21 protein-coding genes are annotated in these 21,725 nt (G+C 49.8%); 10 read left to right on the plus strand and 11 right to left on the minus strand.

Annotated features, from left to right (window positions below; genetic code table 11):
* Positions 1–177: 177 nt before the first annotated feature.
* Genes OGW16_RS23695 through OGW16_RS23705 form a run of 3 tightly spaced genes read left to right on the plus strand, consistent with a single transcriptional unit; the run spans position 178 to position 2,977 of the window.
* Positions 178–1,194 (plus strand): ABC transporter substrate-binding protein, encoded by a 1,017-nt coding sequence (locus OGW16_RS23695; protein WP_043016477.1) that lies wholly within the window; start codon positions 178–180, stop codon positions 1,192–1,194.
* Positions 1,194–2,219 carry a FecCD family ABC transporter permease gene (locus tag OGW16_RS23700; protein ID WP_043016476.1) on the plus strand — a complete coding sequence of 342 codons (1,026 nt, stop codon included), beginning with the start codon at positions 1,194–1,196 and terminating at the stop codon, positions 2,217–2,219. The genes OGW16_RS23695 and OGW16_RS23700 overlap by 1 nt, the downstream gene beginning before the upstream one ends.
* 2 nt (positions 2,220–2,221) lie before the next feature.
* Positions 2,222–2,977 carry an ABC transporter ATP-binding protein gene (locus OGW16_RS23705; RefSeq protein WP_043016475.1) on the plus strand — a complete coding sequence of 252 codons (756 nt, stop codon included), beginning with the start codon at positions 2,222–2,224 and terminating at the stop codon, positions 2,975–2,977.
* A gap of 108 nt (positions 2,978–3,085) precedes the next feature.
* On the opposite strand, the gene OGW16_RS23710 is transcribed toward OGW16_RS23705, so the two are convergent.
* On the minus strand, positions 3,086–3,958 hold the full coding sequence (locus OGW16_RS23710; RefSeq protein ID WP_073519981.1) for a LysR family transcriptional regulator: 873 nt from the start codon (positions 3,956–3,958) through the stop codon (positions 3,086–3,088).
* Positions 3,959–4,082: 124 nt separating this feature from the next.
* On the opposite strand from OGW16_RS23710, the gene OGW16_RS23715 reads away from it, so the two are divergent.
* From OGW16_RS23715 to OGW16_RS23725, 3 genes are read left to right on the plus strand one after another with little or no spacing between them, the layout of a single operon-like run.
* Positions 4,083–4,790, plus strand: a complete 708-nt coding sequence (locus OGW16_RS23715; protein WP_087050607.1) for an AzlC family ABC transporter permease — start codon at positions 4,083–4,085, stop codon at positions 4,788–4,790.
* Positions 4,787–5,095: an AzlD family protein gene (locus tag OGW16_RS23720; RefSeq protein ID WP_087050606.1), complete on the plus strand. Its 309-nt coding sequence runs from the start codon at positions 4,787–4,789 to the stop codon at positions 5,093–5,095. The genes OGW16_RS23715 and OGW16_RS23720 overlap by 4 nt, the downstream gene beginning before the upstream one ends.
* A 42-nt stretch (positions 5,096–5,137) precedes the next feature.
* Positions 5,138–5,833 (plus strand): alpha/beta fold hydrolase, encoded by a 696-nt coding sequence (locus OGW16_RS23725; RefSeq protein ID WP_100194437.1) that lies wholly within the window; start codon positions 5,138–5,140, stop codon positions 5,831–5,833.
* Between the two features lie 33 nt (positions 5,834–5,866).
* Here the strand turns inward: OGW16_RS23725 and OGW16_RS23730 are convergent, their stop codons facing one another.
* On the minus strand, positions 5,867–6,520 hold the full coding sequence (locus tag OGW16_RS23730; RefSeq protein WP_043016471.1) for a LysE family translocator: 654 nt from the start codon (positions 6,518–6,520) through the stop codon (positions 5,867–5,869).
* 297 nt (positions 6,521–6,817) lie between these two features.
* Here OGW16_RS23730 and OGW16_RS23735 point away from each other — a divergent pair, with 297 nt between their 5' ends.
* Positions 6,818–7,507 carry a helix-turn-helix transcriptional regulator gene (locus OGW16_RS23735; RefSeq protein ID WP_181634666.1) on the plus strand — a complete coding sequence of 230 codons (690 nt, stop codon included), beginning with the start codon at positions 6,818–6,820 and terminating at the stop codon, positions 7,505–7,507.
* 71 nt (positions 7,508–7,578) lie between these two features.
* A complete protein-coding gene (locus tag OGW16_RS23740) occupies positions 7,579–8,325 on the plus strand; it encodes an SDR family NAD(P)-dependent oxidoreductase (protein WP_043016469.1) in 747 nt (248 codons plus the stop codon).
* 319 nt (positions 8,326–8,644) lie between these two features.
* Here the strand turns inward: OGW16_RS23740 and fecE are convergent, their stop codons facing one another.
* The 9 genes from fecE to OGW16_RS23785 all read right to left on the minus strand — a co-directional run bounded on the left by fecE (position 8,645) and on the right by OGW16_RS23785 (position 18,687).
* On the minus strand, positions 8,645–9,412 hold the full coding sequence (gene fecE, locus OGW16_RS23745; protein WP_075146103.1) for a Fe(3+) dicitrate ABC transporter ATP-binding protein FecE: 768 nt from the start codon (positions 9,410–9,412) through the stop codon (positions 8,645–8,647).
* A complete protein-coding gene (gene fecD / locus OGW16_RS23750) occupies positions 9,413–10,369 on the minus strand; it encodes a Fe(3+) dicitrate ABC transporter permease subunit FecD (RefSeq protein WP_080625122.1) in 957 nt (318 codons plus the stop codon).
* Positions 10,366–11,364, minus strand: a complete 999-nt coding sequence (fecC, locus tag OGW16_RS23755; RefSeq protein WP_043016466.1) for an iron-dicitrate ABC transporter permease FecC — start codon at positions 11,362–11,364, stop codon at positions 10,366–10,368. The genes fecD and fecC overlap by 4 nt, the downstream gene beginning before the upstream one ends.
* The gene (locus OGW16_RS23760; protein WP_286519082.1) at positions 11,361–12,260 is read right to left on the minus strand and encodes a Fe(3+) dicitrate ABC transporter substrate-binding protein FecB; all 900 of its coding nucleotides are present in this window, start codon (positions 12,258–12,260) and stop codon (positions 11,361–11,363) included. Before OGW16_RS23760 ends, fecC begins: the two co-directional genes overlap by 4 nt.
* Before the next feature lie 75 nt (positions 12,261–12,335).
* Positions 12,336–14,660, minus strand: coding sequence for a TonB-dependent Fe(3+) dicitrate receptor FecA (gene fecA / locus OGW16_RS23765; RefSeq protein ID WP_286519084.1), 2,325 nt, complete (start codon positions 14,658–14,660; stop codon positions 12,336–12,338).
* Between the two features lie 86 nt (positions 14,661–14,746).
* On the minus strand, positions 14,747–15,700 hold the full coding sequence (gene fecR / locus OGW16_RS23770) for a ferric citrate uptake sigma factor regulator FecR (RefSeq protein ID WP_286519086.1): 954 nt from the start codon (positions 15,698–15,700) through the stop codon (positions 14,747–14,749).
* Complete coding sequence (fecI, locus tag OGW16_RS23775; protein WP_043016462.1) at positions 15,697–16,218, minus strand: ferric citrate uptake sigma factor FecI; 522 nt, start codon at positions 16,216–16,218, stop codon at positions 15,697–15,699. The genes fecR and fecI overlap by 4 nt, the downstream gene beginning before the upstream one ends.
* A 335-nt stretch (positions 16,219–16,553) precedes the next feature.
* Complete coding sequence (gene hchA / locus OGW16_RS23780; protein ID WP_043016461.1) at positions 16,554–17,405, minus strand: glyoxalase III HchA; 852 nt, start codon at positions 17,403–17,405, stop codon at positions 16,554–16,556.
* A 343-nt stretch (positions 17,406–17,748) separates the two neighbouring features.
* On the minus strand, positions 17,749–18,687 hold the full coding sequence (locus OGW16_RS23785) for a LysR family transcriptional regulator (RefSeq protein ID WP_286519089.1): 939 nt from the start codon (positions 18,685–18,687) through the stop codon (positions 17,749–17,751).
* 137 nt (positions 18,688–18,824) lie between these two features.
* On the opposite strand from OGW16_RS23785, the gene OGW16_RS23790 reads away from it, so the two are divergent.
* Both OGW16_RS23790 and OGW16_RS23795 read left to right on the plus strand, forming a co-directional pair.
* Positions 18,825–20,255: an aspartate ammonia-lyase gene (locus OGW16_RS23790; protein WP_075146111.1), complete on the plus strand. Its 1,431-nt coding sequence runs from the start codon at positions 18,825–18,827 to the stop codon at positions 20,253–20,255.
* A gap of 107 nt (positions 20,256–20,362) precedes the next feature.
* Positions 20,363–21,661 (plus strand): anaerobic C4-dicarboxylate transporter, encoded by a 1,299-nt coding sequence (locus OGW16_RS23795; RefSeq protein WP_286519091.1) that lies wholly within the window; start codon positions 20,363–20,365, stop codon positions 21,659–21,661.
* Positions 21,662–21,725 lie beyond the last annotated feature (64 nt).

The following is a 21,725-nucleotide window of genomic DNA, read 5'->3' on the forward strand; positions in this document are numbered from 1 at the left end:
GTCATCTTCGTGGCACGTAACGGATCGTCTGAAGCGCCGTGAGGTGTGCTATCAGCAAGAAGCGGACGTGTACGCGTTTTCTGAGATCCTGATATATGCAGGAGGTGTACCATGCGTTGACAGCGAATTTTAGAATACGTATATTGTTATGTTATAACATATCTTGAATGTAGACTTATGAAACTCACTTTCCCCCTGTTGATGTCTGTACTGCTGTTGCTTCCCCTGACTGGCGCAACTGCCGGCCACTATCCACTGACAATCGAAAACTGCGGCGTTAAAGAAACCTTTAATCATGCACCTTCACGTGTGGTGACAATTGGTCAACATGAAACGGAACTCATGCTGGCGCTGGAACTAAAAGATAAAATTGTAGGCACTGCTGTTTGGTTTGGTGCATTACCCGATGATTTGAAAAAGCAAGGTGCGGGGTTAAAGCGACTTGCTGAGAATGCGCCTGGATTTGAAGCCGTAGCGGCCCAGCGTCCTGAGCTGGTTCTTGCTCAGTACAATTGGCACGTTGGCCCGCAGGGAGAGGTTGCTACGCGTCAACAATTTGAACAATTGGGGATCAGGACCTGGATCTCTCCAGCCGACTGTACTGCAAAAACTGTCACAGCGACCTCCAACGGCGATGGCGCACGATCAAAACCTTACTCAATCGATATCATTCTTGATGAAATCTCGGCGCTGGCGCGCGTTTTTGATGTGCCAGCACGTGGTGAAGCTCTGAAGCAAAAGCTGTCTGAGCGAATTGTCGCCGCGCAGCAGCAAATCCACATGCAACCGCAAGCGCCGCTTAAAGTGGTTTACTGGTTTTCAAGTCCCCGTCTGAAAGGCGATCCATGGATAGCAGGCAGTAAAGGCGCGCCAGGCTGGATTAATAAAACACTTGGTCTGAACAATATCATCGATTCTGATGAGGAGTGGCCTGCGGTGACCTGGGAGCATATCGTTAAGTCTCAGCCTGATATTATTGTTATTGCGAGTATGGAAAGACGGCTTTATCCCGCCGATGACGTAGAGACTAAAAAACGGTTCCTGGAAACCGATCCCGTCACGCGTGAAATGCCTGCGGTCAAACAAGGGCATATCGTGGTGGTTCCTGCCATGTCGCTCAATCCATCATTGCGTAACGTAGAAGCAGTAGAACTGATTAGCCAGCAGATGAACGCTTTCGCTCCCTCCAGATGATGAGCAAATCTGTTTTCTACTGGCAAATCAGCCTGATAATTTCCTGCGGGATACTCAGTCTGCCGGTCATGATGATCCTTGCTGCGGCAACCGGCGATATACCGGTAAGTTTCGCGACTGCCTTTCGCGCAATAACCAATGGTCTGGGGCTAACGCACTTTGATTTATCCGCCGTAGAAGCAGGGATTGTCTGGCAGTACCGGATGAGTCGTGCGCTGATGGCGGCCAGCTGCGGTGGAGGGCTGGCGTTATGCGGGCTGGTTCTGCAATCATTGTTGCGTAACGCGCTTGCCGATCCTTATTTGCTGGGGATCTCTGCTGGTGCCTCAACCGGCGCCGTCAGCGTGATGTTGCTTGGTATTGGCAGCGGCTCCATCACGACGGGTGTCGGGGCGTTTATCGGAGCCTGTACCGCTTTTATGCTGATCATATTGTTATCGGGTGGTATGCGCGTGAACTCTGCACGCATCATTCTGGCGGGTATCGCCGGTACGCAGTTGTTTAACGCGTTAACATCGTACATTGTCAGTACGGCGGCCAATGCTGAACAATCGCGCGGCGTTATGTTCTGGCTGCTGGGTAGCCTGAGTGGCGTACGCTGGGCTGATGCGCTGCTGTGCTTCGCTGTCGTCATCATCGGGTTGCTTATCGTAGTTTGCTATAGCCGCTCGCTGGACACCTTTAACTTTGGTATGGAAGTCTCCTCGACGCTTGGAACGCGAGTGCTTCAGGTACGCGTTATTTTACTGCTGACTACCGCGTTGATTACGGCGGTAATCGTCAGCGCCATCGGTGCTGTAGGCTTTGTTGGGCTGGTTATCCCACATATAACCCGCATGATCGCCGGGCATCGTCATTTGCTCACTATCCCTGTTGCTTTTCTTGCCGGATGCCATTTTATGATTCTTGCAGACCTGATCTCACGCACCCTTATTAGTCATCAGGTTTTGCCGATTGGCGTAGTAACGGCGCTTGTGGGCGCTCCTGTTTTTGCCATGATTCTGTACCGCAACCGGGATAAATAATTATGCATATCGTGGTTGATAAGCTAAGTGTGACGCTCCAGGCTCGTCGGGTGTTATCTGATATCAGTTTTGTTGCGCACCGTTCGCAAACGGTGGGGCTACTTGGTCCTAACGGCTCTGGTAAATCCACGCTGATTCGCGCGATCGCTGGCGTTCAGCCCTGCGCGTGTGAGGGGGTGAAAATTGGCGGCAAGCTGACAAGTAACTTGAGCCAGCGCCAGCTTTCCCGCACGCTTGCTTTTGTTCCACAGCATGCGGAGGCGGAAGCGGAGCTAAGTGTTATTGATATTGTTCGCCTCGGCCGCACGCCGCACCGTAATGCATTCACGCCATGGCGGCAAGCTGATGAAGATGCTGTACAACAGGCGCTTTCGATGATGAGGCTTGATGCTCTGACCCAGAGAACCTGGCAGCGTCTGTCTGGCGGCGAGCGTCAGCGCTGTCAGATAGCCCGTGCGCTCACCCAGCAACCGGATATTCTATTACTGGACGAACCAATTAATCATCTGGATATCCAGTTCCAGCTGGAGCTGATGCGCCTTATTTCCGCGCTGCCGATTACCGTGATTATGGCATTACACGATCTGAATCTGGCTGCAAAATATTGTCAGCACCTGGTCGTGCTGCGTGAAGGTCAGGTTGTGGCGTCCGGTGAGCCTGCTGCTGTACTTACCCCGGAGCTGATTCAGTCTACCTGGCAGGTCGATGCGACCATCTGTCGAACTGAACGGGGAATGATGAATATCCAGTACGCCTGAAATAGGCCTACGCAGAAACCATTATCAATATTCAGCGTCCGCTGGATTAAATCACTGGAATGTCAGTTTTGAGCGAGGAGCGGACGTTGAGGCACCTAATAAATCGTCTTAACTTTCAACTTTTCTGACCCGTAATGTCCTGAGGAGCAAATCGTACAAACTATCCACTGCAGGAGAACCCTGGGAAGTATGGCTTCTGAACAATGAGACTTCCATGGGTTCAAGAGGCCCCAAAAGATGTTCACTGCCAAGAATTTGCAGATGAGGTGGCACGCTGCACTGGGTCAGAACGGCAACAGCCAGGCCACTTTCTACAGCTGTAATCTGTCCCGACAGACTGGAGCTGTTATACACCACCTTATATCTCCGCCCCTGCAGTGCTAGTGCGTTGATAGCACTACGTTTAGCAAGGCTTGTACTTTCATAAACCGCAATGGGTAATGGATCGCGCCGCCAGACCTCAAACTGTGGAGAACCCACCCACACCATCGGTTCATAAAACAGTAACGCGCCCTGGTTGGGTTGCTCCCGGGAGACCAGGGCCAAATCGAGATCGCCGCTCTCAACGCGAGGAATGAGTGACGTTGATTGCTCGCAGCTCAGTTCGATCTCGACTGACCCAAAGTTAGGGGCAAATCTCTTCAGCGCAGGGGTAAGGTATTTTGCTGCATAGTCATCAGGAACTCCCAGACGAATACGCCCTGTTAACTCCTTACCGTGAAATGCGGCCTGTGTTTCAGCATGAAGGTCGAGCATCCTTCTGGCATACCCCAGCAGTTTTTGTCCTTCAGACGTGAGTTGATGTTGACGAGGGCCGCGAAGTAAAAGCTGACACCCTAATGCAGATTCCAGCTTTTTAAGTTGCATGCTGACCGCAGATTGTGAGCGATGGACTTCAGGTGCCGCAGCCGAAAGCGATCCCGCATCCACTACCGCGACAAAACATTTAAGCCAGTCCATCTGGAGGTCTTGATGATGCACCTTTGAGCCTTGCATTCGATAATCAAATATTAATATCAATTATTATGCGTTTTTATCGATTCCACAATACTGTCATAGTGGCCCCCTGTTTGCTTTCACTGTTATGAAATTCATGAGGTCCCGGATGACGCATCACCAGCCCGATTTGTCTCAACTTAATCATTCGCTGATATGGGATGGTTTTCGGCAGCTTATCCCGGTTTCACTCTTTGTCGCTATTTTTGGTGCCGCCTTTGGCCTGGCCGCATCGCAGAAAGGAGTGGACCCGACGTCGGCGACAATGATGAGTTTGCTGGTTTTTGCCGGTTATGCTCAATTCGCCACCTTAGAGCTTTGGACCGATCAGGTTCCTGTATTAACCCTTATCGCCACCGTTTTTGCCATTAATGCCAGGCATCTGTTAATGGGGGCCACTTTATACCCGTGGTTGCGCGCGTTAACACCCGCTAAACGCTACGGGATCATGATGGTCGTTTCCGATGCTAACTGGGCCATGTCCATACAGGCATTCAGCAGGGGAAGCGCGGGGTTGGGATTACTCTTTGGTGGCGGTCTTGCGTTATGGCTTTTTTGGGGAGCAGGGACCCTGGCAGGACTGTATTTTGGGAGCGTTATCCAGGATCCCAAAAGCGTTGGTCTTGATATGGTCATGGGGTGTTTTCTCCTTTCTATGGTGTTCGAAGGGGAAAGAAACCTGAGGATGTTGATTATCTGGGCCGCAGCGGCCAGTGCCTCGCTGATAGCGTATAAATGGTTACCAGAAAATAGTCATGTGATCGCTGGAGCCCTCGCCGGAGGTATTACTGGAATTATCATGAGAGAGAAAAAATGAGTATTGAGACGGTAGGCACAGGACCTCTTATTATTATTTTTATTATGGCGTTGGTCACACTCGTTACCCGATGGGGTGGTGTCTGGATTATGTCCTTTGTGCCTTTTAATCACCGAATAAAAGCCTTTATTCAGGGGATGTCAGGCTCCGTTCTCGTGGCGATTTTAGCCCCCGTTGCCCTCACAGGCGACAAAGGCGCTCAGATGGCATTATTGACCACGGCCGTCGTGATGCTGGTTTATAAAAGACCTTTAATAGCTATCACCCTTGGGATTGTCGTTTCAGCCTTGGTCAGATATTTTTAAACCGTTCCTGAGCTAATCCTTCGATACATTTAAGCGAGTGCTATGAGCCTAATGCCACGAACGATCGTTTTAATTCCCGGGTATATGCTGAATGAAATGCTCTGGCATGAATTTGAAACATACCTGCCGGCAAACTGTATTGTTCATCATGCTTCCGTAACCGGAGGACTAACCCTCCATGATATCGCGCAGCATATGAGTACCTGTCTGCCTGACAAATTTACGTTGATAGGTTTTTCACTGGGAGGGTACATTGCCCGGCAGTTTGCTGCAGATTTTTCGGATCGTGTGGAGTCCCTGGTACTGATTGCCAGTTCGTTACGGGAGGATACGCCATTAGAGGCGGAATCAAAGCGGCAAAGCGTGCAGTCATTGTCACCCGCAACGTTTAAGGGGCTGAGCAGCAATGCTATTGCCCGGTCACTGCACCCCCTAAACGCATCAGATCGGGATATGATTTCTACTATCCAGCAAATGGGACGTTGTCTCGGATTTGAAGCCTTCATTACGCAATCGACCTTAACCCGACAAGGTATTCCTTCAGCAACGATAGGTTGTCCCACTCTGGTTATTGCCAGTGAAGATGACGCCATCCGTTCCATGCAGGAGGCGGAGGAACTGGTCGATGCCATACCTGGTGCATCGTTGAGAACCATCAAGGATTGCGGTCATATGATCCCGCTCGAACAACCTGAGGCGTTGGCGAGAACCATTACTGAATGGATCTCAGTCGGGTAAATTACTGCAGTGGGTAAGGTCTGCTATTGGCACTTAGCGGGCTGATTTCGATACTATGCCGGACCCGCTAAACAACATGCGGATACCCAGGCCAATCATGACAACGCCTGTAAATCGTTCCTGCCATTTGATAACGCCTGGGTGTTTACCTAACCAGTTTCCAAATGCTCCTGATGCCATCGCGACTGATCCCAGGGAAACAATTCCAGCCAGCTTTTGGATACTGCCCAGAACAAGCAATTGCAGCCAGACAGGACCCGCTGCGGGATCGACAAACTGAGGAAGAAAAGCAAACATGAAGAGCAGGGATTTTGGGTTAGTCAGGCTGTTTAGGGCGCCTTCCTTAACGGCATTCCAGTCAGAAATTTTTGCCGTTTTTCGCAGACGCGTATCTGTGCCTGAAGTTGCAATCATTTTTATGCCCAACCAAATAAGATAAGCCGCACCAACCCACCTTAGTAAATCTAGCGCTACTGGCCAGGCATGAACAACGGTTACCAGCCCCAGGACAAGAAAAGAAACTTGCACAAAACCAGCTATAAATACATTGCCCAGTACCGTAAGCAGTGCAATACGTCTTCCCTGGCCGACTCCTCGGGCGATAGTCAGCATCATGTCTGGCCCCGGAGAAATCTCCAGAAGCGTCAGCGCGAGAAGGAAAGTCATAAACGTTTCGATGGAAGGCATCTTGGTAGAGTCCGGAATAATATTTCCGCTACGTTACCTCAGTCCGATTTGAGTCGAAAGCGGAATGTACTGCAATGTCAGCTCCTGGCACAGCGCTGACATGCTAACTGGGTTAAAGATCCGCTGTAAGCGAAAAGCGGATGTTTACACTCATGATCACCGCTTATGTACGCATTACGAACATAGCGCTGTATTAATCATCGGTAGCAGTTCAACTTAGCCATGTACACTTGCTTTGTACTAATATGTTTATCTAACAGATGCTTTAAAAAATCGCCTCAAAATGGATTTATCAACATGACTAGAACAGAAAGGCTTCTCGAGTTACTACAAATATTAAGGGCACAAAGATATCCGATCACAGCATCCACACTCTCAGAAAGATTGGGAATAAGTGTACGCTCCCTTTACAGAGATATAAAAACGCTGCAGCATCAAGGAGTATGCATTGAAGGTGGAGCTGGAATTGGTTATATCGTTAAATCTGACTTTCATTTGCCTCCCTTAAATCTTTCTCATGAAGAAATAAATGCTATTACACTTGGGTTAAATTGGGTATCGCATAATACAGATTATAATTTCAAAATTACCGCAAAGAATGCGCTTGCGAAAATACATGCCGTCATTCCCAGTGAATTGAAAAATCTTATTGAGAGTCAATCCTATCTGATCGGTCCTTCAGAAAATAATGAGATTTTTTTTGAAGACATTCGCAATGCTATAAAAAAAAGAAAGAAAATCAAAATAAATTATTGTGATAAAAAAGATTCTTACACTTCACGAGTCATATGGCCCATCGGATTGGTATACATGGAGTCGTGCTGGCTTTTGGTTGCATGGTGCGAGATGAGAAATGATTTTCGTCATTTTAGAACTGACAAAATTGAAGATATTGTGCAACTTGACTCCATATACAGTGAAAGCAGGACAGTTTTATTGAAAAAATGGAGAATAAAAGAAGGGATCTGCGAGGGGAAAGAGTACTGACAAAAACTGTCACAGATGGTTTGTATACTATCCCGGATGAAAGACTCAATTCTACTTCATAGGGGGTGGTTATGAATTTCCAGAATAAAATTGCCGTTATAACAGGAAGCACTACAGGTATAGGTGAGGCCGTCGCAGAGCAATTACATAAGCATGGTGCAAAAGTTGTTATTGTATCCCGCTCGTCAGAACAGGCTAAACAAAAAGCGGAACAATTATCTTCACAGGGACAACAAGCCATGGGGATCGGATGTGATGTGTCACAGCCCGAACAAGTCCGGCAAATGATAGATGAGGTTATCAAACATTTCGGCAGACTTGATTATGCTGTAAATAATGCAGGCTTAACAGGTGAACATGGTAAAAATATAACAGAGCAGACAGTTGAAAACTGGGATAAGGTTATTGCTACCTCATTGAGCGGCGTTTTTCACTGCCTAAAATATGAAATACCCCAGATGATGAAGTTTGGTGGATCTATAGTTAATTTATCTGCAGTAAATGGTCTGGTGGGCATTCCTGGATTAGCACCTTACACCGTGGCTAAACATGGTATAATCGGTTTAACTCAAACCGCAGCGCTAGAGTTTGCATGTCAAGGCATTCGAATCAATGCAGTCGCTCCGGGCTATGTCCAAACCCCAAGAATGAGTGAGTTCCCTGAAAATATTGTAAGTAGTTTCGCAAATAGCCACCCTATGAAAAGGATGGCAAAAATGCAGGAAATAGCAGACTTCATATTGTTCTTGCTGTCAGACAGTTCTACATTCTGTACCGGAGGCGTTTATCCAATCGATGGCGGTTATTTAGCTGAATAAAAAAGCACATTATTTTGAAGTGTAAGAATTGCTTTGCCAAAGTGGTAGGCTCAATGGAAGCGTTAGAATATAAAATTAACGCTTCCATTACAGGGCTAGTGAAAACAATATTTTCGTTAGGGATCTATATGTGTATAGATGATCGGTTCTCCATTGGTTCATACATCATGCCATTAGCAACGTCCGCTCCTGGCACACAACTGACGTCGGTATCAAGCAAACCGACGCCCGTTAATATTAAGCTGAACGATTAATTAACCTATTCCCCCGTTTCGTCATCTTCTTGTTGAGACCCTGATACCATTACGGTCAGTGTCATCTACTTCACAACACACATCGGCCTGCCAGATGCCGGCTCGGGGTGTATCTCCGTATCCACGCTGAATACGGTTCTTAGCAATCCAGGGTTCATCACCTCTTCTGGTGTGCCTTGTGCCATAACATGTCCGTTCGCCATCACCACCAGATGATCGCAGTACCGGCTGGCCTGATTAAGGTCATGCAGCACTGCGACCACCGTTTTCCCTTGGGCCCGGAGTTCGCCCATCAACCGCATCAGTTCTACCTGGTGATTGATATCGAGATAGGTGGTTGGCTCATCGAGGAGTACAACGGGCGTATTCTGGGCCAGGACCATCGCCAGAAAGGCGCGCTGGCGCTGACCGCCGGAAAGTTCGGTTAACCGTCGTTCGGCCAGATGATGGATTAGGGTCTGGCTCATGGCGGCATTGACCCGCGTATTGTCTTCAGCGGAAAGCCGCCCCCAGAGTGACAACCACGGGTTGCGGCCGTACGAAACCAGCTCCCGGACGGTGATCCCCTCTGGCGTTAAATGGTGCTGTGGCAGCAACGCCAGCCTGCGAGCGAGTTGGCGCGATGAAAACGCGTTAATGGGATGATCGCCGAAAAATACGCTGCCGGACTGCGGCATTAACAGCCGTGAAAAACAGTTTAACAACGTCGATTTCCCGCAACCGTTAGGGCCGAGCAGGGCGGTTATCTTCCCCGCTGGCAGTACGAGTGAAACGCCGTCAAGCACCTTATTTGTACCGTAACAGACCGTCAGATTCTCAGTTCGTAATGTCATTTATCGCATTCTCACAAGCAGCCAGACAAACCATGGCGCACCGATAATGGCGGTCAGCACGCCAGCTGGAAGCTCCAGCGGGGGATGAATAATTCGCGCCAGCATATCGGCAACCACCAGCAGCAATGCACCTGCCAGGGCCGAAACGGGCAGCAGCCAGCGGTGACGTCCGCCGGTAATGCTGCGCACCATATGCGGCACCACAAGCCCAATAAAGCTGATCGGGCCGCAGACGGCCACGCCGGTTGACGTCATAGCAACAGCCAGTAGCAAAGCCCGGAACTGGGTACGCGGTACCGACACACCGAGCGTGGTGGCGCGCGCATCGCCCAATGCCAGGAGGTCGAGATCGCGGCAAAAACTCAGGCTCAGCGGCAGAAACAACATCAGCAGCGGGAGGGCAATCTTCACAAAGCTCCAGTCACGGCCCCATAAACTGCCGGTTAGCCAGAGCAGGGCGCTGTTCACATCCTGCGGGCGCGCGAGCATCAGATAATCCGTCAGGCTGGCCCAGCAGGCAGAAAGCGCGACCCCTGTGAGCGCCAGCTTTATCGGTTGGCTGGAGTTTGCCAGCATTTTCAACAGGATCAGGCCCGCCATACCACCGGCAAAGGCCAGCGGCGGTAGTGCAATCACCGGGAGTGACGGCAGGAGAAGCAGTGCGCCCACAGAGGCCAGGCTGGCGGCATGGTTTACGCCGAGTATATCCGGCGATGCCAGGGGGTTACGCACGATCCCCTGCACCAGCACGCCTGCAACCGCGAGGGCTGCGCCAACAAACAGCGCCAGCAGCAGTCGCGGCAGGCGGTACGCCGTTAACACGTAATGATACTCGCGCCCGGTCTGCCAGTCGGTCAGCAGGGCGCGCCAGGGAACGGAGATCACTCCCATTTGCAGCGACAGCACTGAAAATCCTGCCAGCGCGAGGGCGATGAAAATAACTAGCGCAATTTTCATCCACGCCTCCTGACCAGCCAGACAAAGCAGGGCGCCCCAATCAGAGCCACCACGGCTCCCGCGGGTAATTCGCCAGGGAAGGCCAGTGCGCGGGCCAGAACATCGGCCAGTAGCAGCAGCGTGGCGCCCATAAGCATGCTCATCGGCAGGACTTTGCGCTGGTCGAATCCCACCCAGAAGCGAGCCAGATGTGGCATCAGCAGGCCGATAAACGCCACCGGGCCAGCCACGCTGACGCAGGTACCGACCAGAAGCAGCACCAGAATGTTGATGATTAAACGTAGCTTCGGCAGATTCACCCCCAGCGTGCGGGCGGTGCTGTCGCTGACGTTAAGCAGGTTCAGTTGATTAGCCATCAGCAACACCACCGGTACAGCAACCGCCACCACCGGGAAAAGCTGCCAGAATTCCTGCCAGCGTGCGTGGGATACGCCTCCCGCAAGCCAGTAAAAAATGCCGTAGGCGTGATCTTCCGTCAGCAGCAGAGTGATACGGGTCAGGGCCATACAAAAAGCCGAGAACGCGATACCCGCGAGGATCAGTTTGTTTCTGTCCTGGGTATGGCGGAATCCACCGCCTGCGGTCATCACCAGCAGCCAGCTTACGCCGCCGCCGCAGGCGGCGATAAAGGCGATGGAGTAACCCGTTATGGACACAGGGCTGATGGCGCTGGTGAGTGCCATCGCCAACGCCGCGCCGCTGTTAATGCCGAGTAGCGAAGGGGAGGCCATTGCATTATGCGTCAGCGTCTGCAGCAGCGTTCCCGCGAGAGCCAGGCTTGCGCCGATCAGAATGGCGACCAGGCTTCGCGGCAGACGAAGGTTTTGCACCAGCGCTTGTGGAAGCGTCGGCACATGACCCGGCAGCAGGGCGCGAATGGCGTCAACGCCAGAAACAGGAATGGCCGAGTAGCAAAACAGACTCAGCCAGAAGATTGCGATAAGCGCGACAAGGGGAAGTCCCCACTGCAACGCTGGATGTTTGAAAACTGTCATTTCACATCGGATAAAGACTGGTGATGAAAGATTTTTACCGTGTCGCTGGCAATGCGTTCGGCCGCGAAAATGCCGCGCATTCGCGCCCAGGCGTTACTGTCGACCGACGCCGTCTGCTGTTTTTGCGCCGCGGTTAACATCTGCCATAGCGGGTCTTGCTGCCAGCGTTTAACGATGCTCTCTTCGCGATAGTGTGCGACCAGCAGCCATGCAGGATTGAGCGCCAGCAGCTGTTCCAGTCCGATGGACGGCATAGACGCGCCTGACATCGCCGCAGGTACCGTCAGCCCCAGAGTGGTCAAAACGCTCCCGGTCCAGGTCTCCTGCGTGTGCAGGTTGAACTGCTGCTCCCGAGAGGTACCGAACAACACCAGCGTGCCTTTTGGCAACTGGCTGGCCCATGCCGACATCTGTTGTTTGTGTCGCTCCAGACGTAACTGCATCTGTGCCTTTTTGCCAACGACTTCACCGATGATGGCCGCAGACTGCAGATTTTCAGCGTAGGTTTCATTGCGAGACTTAAGCAGCAGCACCGGTGCGATTTGCTGTAATGCGCTGTAAATAGCCGCATGGCGGCTGCTGTCGGCAATGATCAGATCCGGTTTCAGCACGCTGATAGCTTCTAAACTTGGCTGTGCACGCGTGCCGACAGATTGCCAGGGGTTAAGACGGGTGCGAACCTCTGGAAGAATGCGCGCGGCCTCGTTATCGTCGGCAATGCCGACCGGACTGACATCGACGGCGGCCAGTGCGTCCGCGAACGACAGTTCCAGCACGACTATCCGCTGTGGCGTTTTATCAAGCGTAAAGGTGCCATGTTCGTCATGTATCGTGGCGGCAAAGGCGTGACTGGTGAGTAGCAGAGCGGCGAATAGCGTGCGTAATGGTGTGAACATGTGAGTTGCCTGTGTCTTGTGGCGCTGCGCTTACCCGGCCTGTAAAAAACAGCATTCAGGCCGGGCAAACGGGATTTAGAACTTCAACGACCCCTGCATATACAGCGTGCGCGGTTGGCCTGTGTAGATGCCTTTGTTGTTGTCGTCGTAAGAGCGGGTGAAATACGCCTGGTCGAAAATATTTTTCACGCCGAACGCCAGATTCAGGTCTGCCATCTGCGGACCAAAGTCATAGGCTACGCGTGCGCCCCAGAGCATGAAGCCAGGGATGCGGCCGGTGCTGCCGTCGGCGCTCTCTTTAGCGGTATTGGCGTTATCCGCAAACTGGCTGGACTGGAAATCGCTGTTCAGGTTGAAGGTCCAGTTGCCCGGCTTATAGTCCACGCCCAACGTGCCTTTGTGTTTCGGCGAGAAAGGCACCTGATTGCCGTAGGTATCGCCTTTCTCACGAATCTCGGCATTCACATACGCATAGCTTGCGTAGATCGACACGTCGTCGAGCGTTGGCGTCAGCGTGCCGAGGTCATAGCGGGCCTGGGTTTCCAGCCCGCTATGGCGCGTTTTACCGCGTGCGGTAACGGTGTCGTTGGTCTGGTTAGAATCGTACTGATTATTAAAGTTAATCAGGAACAGCCCCATTTCCGCTGTCAGCGCTCCATCGTCATATCGGGTTCCAAGCTCCCAGGTTCGCGCTTTTTCCGGTTCCACATTGCCGCTTTGCACAGCCTTGCCAATTTGGCTGTACTGTACGGTGCCGAACGAGCCTTCGGTGTTTGCATAAAGATTCCAGCTGTCAGTCAGGTGATAGAGCACGTTTAGCGCCGGAAGTGGGGCGTTATAGCTCACTTCCTCATGTGTGCCTTTGATGGCGTTGTTCTGATATGACTCGATATGTTCAAAGCGCATACCCGGCGTGATAGTCCAGTTGCCGACGTCGATTTTGTCATCCAGATACCAGGCGTGCGCTTCGGTGCCGGAACGGGTGTCGCGATCGTAAGGGCTGGCGTTGGACGGCAGTTGTCCGCTGCTGGTGGCGGTGTAGTAACGCATTTCATGGGTCGACTCGCTCACATAGCGGTAACCTACGCCCACTTCGTGCGCGGAAGAGCCCATCATAAAGCTCTGACTGTAGCGAGGTTCAATGCCACGTACCCAGTAGTTACGCGGTGAAAGGGTGAGGCGTTTGCCCTGTTCCAGGTAGCCGCTGCGTAGGGTTTCGGTGTAGAAGCCCTGAATATTGAATTTATGCTGGCTGTCTGGCTGGAACTGATAGCCGAGGCTTGCCAGCTTGCGGCGTCCCCAGAAGCGATCGTAAGGGCGCGTGGATTGCCAGCGATCGGCGTTGTAATCCGCGCGAGACAGGCCACCGGGCATGTCGGCTTCACCGTCGTAGTATTGCAACAGACTGTTGAAGGTATGCACTTCGTTTGGCGCATATTTGCTTTTCAGCATCAGGTCGTCGATGCGCGTCGCGCTGTGTTCGCGCCAGTCGCTGCCGCGAGTGCCGGAGTATAGCAGGGCGGTACCAAAACCGTTATCTGCCGTACCGCCCATCATCAGGTTGTGTGTCTCTTTTGGATTATTCTGTGAGGACGTTGGGCTGAGCTGGCCTTCCACGCCGGCTTCGATACCGAAGTCTTGCGGAATAGCGCGGGTGACAAAGTTCACCACGCCGCCCACGCTCTGCGGCCCGTAACGCACTGCTCCACCGCCGCGTACCACGTCGATGGCGTCCATATTTCCGAGCGAGACGGGTGCCAGTGAAAGCTGTGGCTGGCCGTAAGGGGCAAACGGCACGGGAATACCGTCCATCAGTACGGTTGATCGACTGGCGAGGCGCGGGTTCAGACCGCGAATACCAAAGTTCATTGCCAGATCGTGGCTGCCTGTACCGTTGTTTTCCGGGGCGGTGACGCCAGGAATGCGGTTCAGCACCTCGCGCATAGTTGTTGCACCGGTTTTGGCGAAATCCTCACGGCGGATAACGTCACGCGCGCCAGCATGTTCGAATACGTCGTTTTCGCGCGCATCTCCCAGCCAGTCGCCCACTACGGTCAGAGCATCTTCTTGCGGGGTTGGCGCAAGCTCGAGCGTCCAGTTGTTATTGCCCAGCGATTTCACCTGCAGGCCGCTACCGCTCAGCAGGTGTTGCAGACCAGTTTGGACGTCGTAGTCACCGTGAAGACCGTCACTCTGTTTACCGCGCGTCAGGCTGGCGTCAACCGACAGGGTAATTCCGCTGAGCGCGGCATACTGGTTAAGGGTTTTATCGAGCGAACCCGGAGCGATATCAACCTGTGCTGCGAAGGCGGATAACGATAACCCGGCCAGCGGCAGCAGGCTCAGGCGAATGGCGTTAACCAAAGGTGTTGTTTTGCGAAAAACGCGTAAAGGCGTCATACCTTCTCCATCATCATTTTTGTTGTGTTCAGCTATGAGTCGAACGAGAAGGGGAAAAAGGACAATCGAAATGAGAATTATTTTTCTTACAATGCGGAAATATTTATCCAGTATCGTGTAACTGACTGAATTTTCACTGGAAGGGTCTGGGCAATCACATCCAGGATCGCATCAGTATTTTTCAACGGGAAAGTTCCACTCAGGCGCAGTCCGGCCACAGCCGGATCGCAACGCAGCACGCCGTTGCGATAACGGCCGAGCGCGGCAATCACTTCACCCAGCGGTTTATCGCTGAAGCTCAGAACGCCCTGGGTCCAGGCGGCGTTGTCATCATCCGCTGAAGCTATCGCACCAAACTCAGACGCGCTAAACAGCAGACTCTCACCAGCGTTGACGATGCGTTTTTCCTGCGGACGGTTTGCCAGTATGACTTCAACAGCGTGCTGTTGAACGGTGACGCGCGTGGCGTTGTCCTGCTGGAAGACGGTAAATTTCGTGCCTAAGGCGGTGAGCTGACCCTGGCGGGTCATCACCTGGAAAGGCCGCCGCTGGGCGTCTTTTGCCGTGGTAATGGCAATTTCACCGTACCAGAGGTGAACAGCGCGCTGTCGCGTATCAAAACGAACATCTGCGGCGCTTTGCGTGTTGAGCGTCAGCAGCGAGCCATCGTCCAGCCGCTGATGGCTGACCGCGCCTTTGGCTGTGCGGTAGTCGGCGCGCAGCCCTTCACCGGCTTCAGATTGCCAGAGCTGCCAGCCGCCGCCCACGCCCAGCAGCAACAGTAACCCTTTCATGACGTGACGACGGGTAAGGCGCGTATCGTGCAATGCCCGGCTGGCGACATCGCTCGGTACGTGGCTGAGCTGGCTGCGCAGGTTTTCAACCTGTTGCCATGCCCACTGATGATCCTTGTCCTCTTCATACCATTGTTGCCAGCGCGCTTCCTGCTGTGGGCTGACGCGCTCGCCGCTCAATACGGCATACCAGTGTGATGCAGATCGCAATGCCTGGCGGCGAGAATCGGTAATAGAAGCGTTCACAGGCCGTGCTCCAGACGAAACAGCAAACAATGTTCGATAGCCTTTGCCATATACTTTTTCACCGAGCTGACGGAGATACCCAGCTTCAGCGCGATCTCGCTGTATGTCAGACCATCCAGTTGCGAAAGCAGAAACGCTTCGCGTGTTTTGCCATTTAGTCCGTCAAGCATGCAGTCGATGAGTTGCAGGGCTTCGAGCTGGCTTTCCCGTACCTCGGGCGAAGGCGCCAGCCCCTCAGGCATAAGCGCCAGCATCTCCAGATAGGCTTTCTCCAGCGCGTGTCGGCGGAACAGGTCAACCATCACTCGTTTGGCGATAGTGCACAGGAAGGAGCGAGGATCGCGGATTGTCGAGAGCGTGTCGCTGCCCATTACCCGTAGAAAAGTGTCCTGGGCAATGTCATCTGCATCAAAGGCGGACTGGAGTTTGCGCGTCAGCCAGCTTTTCAGCCAGCCGTGATGTGCGCCATAAAGCGACTCGAGCGTAAATGAAGCAGTGGTAGTGGCGTGGTCAGACATGCGGAATGCATCAAAAGTTAATTATCACGCGGTCATATTAATATGAGAATGGTTATCATTACAATTAGAAATATAAATTGTATGTCGTTGAGGGTTTTAATATGTTGTTTTTTATGAAAAATAGTTTCAGAGACTCATTAGTATGAGCGGAGACTGCTATTTCGTCCTGACCTGACGACCAGAAAGCAGGATCACTAAATCTTCCACAAGCCCAAAACACCAAAAATATGATCTGACAGGTACATATGTCAATGTGACTGCCGCTGCCAGATCAATTAAATCTTACTATATGAAAAATAGGCAATTTCCGTATTATGCACTTAAGCTAACAATGATTAGGAGGCATAAACTGAAAGGAGCTCTTTAGCTGCCAGTTGACCAAGTGCATTGGCCGCAAAAGGACTGTCCCCAGTGAGCACCTTACGATCCTTGTAAACGCTTCCTTTAATGTCCTCATTAACAATGTTCATCCCCATTTGCTTAAGCGCTTCGCCAAAATACCATGTGAGGTGACCAGGCATATAACCTATATCAGGCGTCTGCTTATCAGCTGAATCAGGGAAAGCACAAATAGAATAGCCTTTAAGAGGGTTATCGCCATTACGTAGCGAAAGGAATGCTGCAGGGCCATGGCAAAGGGATATGACGAAGCGGTCATTGTTCATGAACCAGCGAAGGGTATCGGCTACTTCGCTGCTTTCTGGCAGTCCAATCAGTGCGCCGTGGCCACCAGGAATAAACACGGCAGCATATTCACTTTGCTCGTTCAGGCTACTCAATATATTGGACAATTTTTCAGGATTTTGAAACTTAGCCCTATACCCGCTGAAAAATGGCATAATTTTTTCATCCTTATGCGGCATGGCCCAGTATTCGAACTTGGTCATGTAACCTGATATTGTCGCAATGTCAAAATCAAAACCGGCGGCATGCAGGTGATACATTGGAATCAGCGTTTCAACAGGATGGTTTCCTGTTGAGAACAGAGCCCCGCTATCAGTCATCAGGTAACGCTCATCCGCAGCGATGACCAGCACCTTTTTCTCTCCCATGTACTGTTTGGGATAGTTGTAGTCACTAAGGTCAGATACTGGGCTGGTAAACTGACTCAGAGAATAGTCAGAAGGGAAAAATGCGTTTTCTTCAGCATGATCCACTTTCGGGTGTTTACTTTTATCATCTGTCATTACGTATTCCTCGTTGATTGATGTTAACTCTCTTTCCAGGGTCTGAATTCGCCGGTTTTTTCCATTAAAAGCCTTCCGTTCACTTCAGCCCGGAGCATGCGTTCAGCGAATGGCCTCTACATGAACGAAACTGAAAAATAGGCTACAGTCAGAACCACACCATAAAGCAACTTCTCTCATATGCTGTTTCAGAGAATTCAGACCGCCCTCAGATATTCTTCATCTGAATAATAGTATTTATAGTTATCCTGATCACATCTGAAAGCGATTGTTGCTTATACCAGGCGCATGACAGATCCAATACCTGCTGGTTGGGTAACAAGCAGGTACGTATACCCATTTATTATAGTGAATTAGCACCCAGGTTCAGGTGACTGTAAAACTGCTGCTCCAGTTTCAATTCCAGTATTGAACGAATCTCAGATGCCAGGTTCTTATAAAATCCTGAAAGCTCATCATTCTTGCATAACAAAACAATTTTGCGACGCTCTTTGGGTTTATTGATCTGAATGATCTTCAGTGAGTCAGAGAAAGCTGGAAAGGTGGTAATAAATAACGGCGTAGTCAACGTCCATCCGTACCCGCAGGCAATTAGCTTTAAAATCTCATCAGCATTATCAATTTCAAACTGAATAGAAGGGGATAAATTCTGCCATTTCAGCCAGTTGAGTGTCTGGATCCCTGTTGGCGTATTTTTGGTATAAGCAATGTAGTTCCGTTGCTTACATAATTCTTCCAATTCTGTTTCCGGCCATCCATTTGGGCAAATACAGAGGAATTCCTCCTCAATCAATGGGTACATTTTAACATTGGGCGGCATTTCCGTATGCAACATCGTTACAGCCAGATTAATATCCCCCTTATTCAGCGCCAGGAGCAATCCTGATGCTGTGCCAGTTACCTGTAAAATATGCTTCACCTGTGGTTGCAGGAACTTAAGGATATCCAGACCAACAGTTTTACTAATTGAATCCACAAAACCAATTTTCAGATGTGAGATATGCCCATCGCTTATAGCATTGATATGTTCTTGAAGGTGGACACCGTTATCAATAATTCTTTTCCCAAGGGGGTAGAGAGCCTGCCCGGCTATTGTCATCTGGATTGGGCGTTGAGAACGGTTAACCAGAGCAGTATTTAAGGCGAGTTCCAGGTTCGCAACCTGCTGTGAAATTGATGACTGGGTTACGCTAAGTTTCTTGGCTGCAGCTGTAAATGAGCCTGTATCTATCACGGCCAGAAATGCCTGTAATTGCTTAAAGTCGAAGTTGATATCCTTCATTTACACCCCGGATTATTACTGTTTTTAATAGTATCTATCTAACTTTTAAATGGTATTTTTTCTTTGAGCTACTTCAAACTATCTGTCATATCGGTAATTTAATGTATTGGCAACCTTAATACACAAGAGATAGAAAAATGCGTGAAGAGAAGGATCTATTAGGAACTTTAATGGTGCCAGACGAGGCTTACTACGGTATTCAAACACAACGTGCGGTGTTGAATTTCTCAGTGTCAGGAAAAACCGCAGGAGAAATCCCGCACTTTTTATGGTCTATCGCCGTAATCAAGCAAGCAGCAGCACAGGCTAACAGACAAATTGGTGCTCTGGATCAACAGAAGGCATCAGCCATCGTTAAAGCGTCAGAGGAGGTAATGGCCGGAGATTATGATGCCCATTTCCCTATTGATATATTCCAGGGGGGAGGCGGCACTTCAACTAACATGAATATGAATGAAGTGGTCGCAAACCGTGCCAATGAGATTATCACTGGCAAACGTGGATATGATGAGATTCACCCGAATACCCACGTTAATATGGGACAGTCAACCAATGACGTCATTCCAGCGGCGATGAAAATGACCAGCCGTATGAATATAAATCAACTGTTAGTTCAATTAGAAAGACTTGAAGCCGTGTTGTCAGAAAAAAGTTGCTTGTTCGCTGACAAGGTAAAGTTGGGGAGAACCTGCTTACAAGATGCAGTGCCGATGACGTTTGGCCAGCAATTTGGCGCTTATCGCACGCAGGTCAGTAAACTTAAAGCGAAAATGGTGGAAGTAAGCGAAGAAGCATTATTTTTACCGTTGGGAGCAACAGCAATAGGTACAGGATTATCCACTCACGAAGGATATCTTCCGGCAGTTTATCAGTGGCTGGAAAGTATTACTGGAGATAAATATGCCCCAGAATCAGATTTTTTCGATGGTCTCCAACATGGTGATTTCTATATTGAATTTTCCTCGCAGCTAAAAAAAATAGCTGCATTTCTCTCAAAAATGGCTACTGATTTTCGTATTCAGGGTTCAGGACCAAGAGCCGGTTTTAATGAAATTATTGTTCCTGCTGTTCAACCCGGCTCGTCAATTATGCCGGGAAAAATTAATCCAGTGATGCCTGAATTGATAAATCAAATTGCGTATCAGGTAATTGGCAATGACCTGACGGTGACGATGGCTGTTGAGGGGGGGGAACTGGATCTGAACGTGTGGGAACCGGTATTGTTGAAAGCTCTCTTTGAGTCCTGCTCGTTATTGAGTAAAGGTATACCCTTATTTATTGATAACTGCCTGAAGGATATAGCGATCAACGAAGAAGTGAGCACGCGTTATGCAGAGGAAAGTACGGCGCTTTCGACCATCATCGCAACACTGTTTGGCTATCAGGTTGGGTCCAGAATTGCTAAGGCTGCGTATCAGCAGCAGACCAGTGTAAAACAGGTCGTGTTAGCAGAAAAGCTGCTGACGCCAGAACAGGCAGATTATTTGCTTGACCCAATGAATATGACTGACCCACAAAAAAGTACAGCAGTAATTAAACGGTATAAAAAGGAAATGAATATTTCGTAGTCAACCGATGTGATAAACAACTCACTTTAACTTAAGGTAGTGAATAATTATATTCATTACCTTTACATCCCTTTTGCGTGAATTATAATTTTAAACAGGTCAAATATATGGTGATTTTACATATCGCTTTATTGCTAGGGACTATCATGCTTGCCGCCCGTTGGGGAGGGATTGGCGTAGGGTTCGCTGGTGGGGTTGGATTAGCAATTGCAGTTTTTATTTTTGATGTTCCGGTTGGGAGCCCGCCTGTCGACGTTATGCTCATTATTCTGTCTACTATTGTAGCGCTCTCTGCAATGCAACAGGCTGGCGGAATGGATTATTTAGTAACTGTGACAGAGAAGTTATTACGCAATAATCCAGGTTATCTTAATATTCTTGCGCCAACTGTGACCTTTATCCTGACAGTACTTTCCGGGACAGGTTATACCGCCATGTCTGTCATGAATGTGATTCAGGAAGTTGCAAAAGATAACGGCATCAGACCCAGTCAGCCATTAAGCTCTGCTGTTGTAGCCTCACAGTTAGGGATTACAGCCTCACCAATCTCTGCCGCCACGGCAATTATGTATGGTACAGTAGAGGTAATGGGAGTCAGTTTTGCTGATGCTATGTTGATTGTTTTCCCCACCGCTTTTTTTGCTGTGTTAGTTGCAGCTTTCATCGCCAGTAAACAGGGCGAAAAACTGGCTGATGATCCCGTTTGTAGGAAAGTTATGCAGGAAAATAAAGTCGTTATAAATAAACATGTCAGCTATGAGACTCCCGCCAGCGCTAAATCATCGGTAGTGATATTCCTGATGGGTGTTTTATTTGTGGTTTGTATGTTGATGTTTAAGTCAGTTATTGGGCACAAAATTAACTCCCGCGATTTAATAATCATTACCATGTTTGTTGTTTCCACGGTCATTATCTTTACATGCAAGTTGGATATGAAGGAGCTGAAGAATTCACCTATATTTCAATCTGGTGCTGAATCATTAGTAGTGGTATTAGGTATTGTGTGGTTAAGCAGTACGCTTATTGGCGCACACATTGACGAGATAAAAATACAAGCCAGTGATATGTTGCGTTTATATCCTGGTTTACTTGCAGTTGTTTTTTTCTGTACCAGTGCAATGTTATTCAGTCAGGGGGCAACGTGTGCCTTATTAATGCCTATTGCTGCTTCTATTGGGATTAGTGCTGATGCAATTTTGGCCAGTTTTGTCGCGGTTAGCGCACTTTATCTCACTAATATTTATCCAACAACTGCATTTGCTATTGCAACCGATGATACAGGTTCATTTTTAAGTAAACGATGGAATGGTTCTAAGATAGTTAATCATCCATTCTTTTTGCCGGGCTGTATCTCTATAGTGGTTGCGGTACCAGTCGGTTTCATTCTGGCAAAAATCATTCTTTAACTAATATCATTTCTAAGCAAGTTCAGGACATGCCAGGATGTAACGCAGAATATTTTAGCGGGTT

The sequence above is a fragment of the Citrobacter sp. Ce104 genome (assembly GCF_030334595.1).
GTDB lineage: Bacteria > Pseudomonadota > Gammaproteobacteria > Enterobacterales > Enterobacteriaceae > Citrobacter > Citrobacter europaeus.